Genomic DNA, 1389 nt, shown 5'->3' with positions numbered 1-1389 from the left:
GCGGTGAATGTGAAGCGCAGCGATAGCGGATACACGCTCAGCGAGTTCCAGGCGGTCGGCGGCGCCCCACTCACCAACGACTGGTTCACGGCTGACATCGAGGTCGAGACCGCATGAGGACGGACAGCCAGACTTTCTCTGCGTACAACGTCGCCCGAGCGAAGTCGCCACGCTTCGTTGTCCGCATCGGCTTCGATGTCGATTCGCTCGCAGCCACCAGCCATTCGGGTATCACGGGAGTCACTGCGGGCACGGTGCTTGAGGGGCTGCTGGCCGAGCCGACCGTCACGACCCAGCGATTGAAGCCGGACCTGGCCGTCGCCGAGATCGGATCCGCATCGTTCGCGCTGGTGGACCTGGACCACCAGTTCACCGATGAGGTGCGAGAGCGCCTTGCGGATGGTGCGGGCCTGCGCGGCAAGCGCGTCCAGTTCTATGTTGGCTACGAGGGCCTCGGATTCGCGGATTTCCAGCTCGTCGCAACGCAGACAATTTCCAGCGTCACCTTCAATGACGGTCGGTATGAGATCGCGTGCCTGGATATCCAGCGCAGCCTGCGCTCGACCGTATTCGAGCCGGCCCAGACCACCCTCGCATCGACGCTGCTCGATACGGATGTGGTGGTCAATCTCACATCCGCGGCGCTGCTGCAGCTCGTCGCGCATGGGCCAGCCTGGTCGGACGCGCCGAATGCGACGGTGGGGTACATCAAAATCAAGGACGAGGTGATCCGATACACCAGCATCGTTGGATCGCAGCTCCAGGGATGCACTCGCGGCGTCTTCAACACCATCCCGGCGACCTACGTTGTCGACCCGGCGCAGCCCGCGGAGCGCCGCGAGAAAGTCACCGAGTACATCTATCTCGAACTCCCCGCGGTGAAGCTCGCCTATGCGGTGCTGACCGGCTGGCTCCGCGGCAATCTGCTCGGCTCGCTCGGTGGCTTCGAGGTCGACACCAACGCAGACGGCACCGCGGACGGCTGGCAGAACTACAGCAACACCCAGACTTACTCCCGCGTCGCCGGACACACCGGATCCTGGGCGCAGCGTTTCCAAGGCAATGGTGGAGCGAATCCGCGCGCGACGACATCGAATGGGATTCTGATCCCGACCGGGACGCCGTTTACGGTGAGCGTCTGGTTCAACGCTACCGCAGGCCAGCAGCTGCTCATCGGCGCCAAGGGATTCAGCGCTCCCGCTGGCGGCGAGCTGAGCACGATCGTCCAGGCGGTCCTCGCAGCGACGGGAGGCTGGCAGCGTGTGTCCGCGAGCGGCACGGGCAATGGGCAGTTCGTGAAGCCGTTCGCAGGGCTCGGCGGCGCTATCGCCGCAGGCACGCAGATCACGATCGATGATGTGCAGCTGGAGATCGGCTCCGTCGCCAGTG

At 64.7% G+C, this 1389-nt stretch carries 1 protein-coding gene; it reads left to right on the top strand.

Going from position 1 to position 1389, the window contains the following annotated elements:
- Positions 1-113 precede the first annotated feature (113 nt).
- Positions 114-1389, top strand: a 1276-nt coding sequence (locus tag VFZ66_07405; protein HEX6289000.1) for a hypothetical protein, incomplete at its 3' end; no start/stop codon positions are given.

Source organism: Herpetosiphonaceae bacterium (genome assembly GCA_036374795.1).
Classification (GTDB): domain Bacteria; phylum Chloroflexota; class Chloroflexia; order Chloroflexales; family Kallotenuaceae; genus LB3-1.
This window is presented reverse-complemented; position numbering and strand designations above follow the sequence as displayed.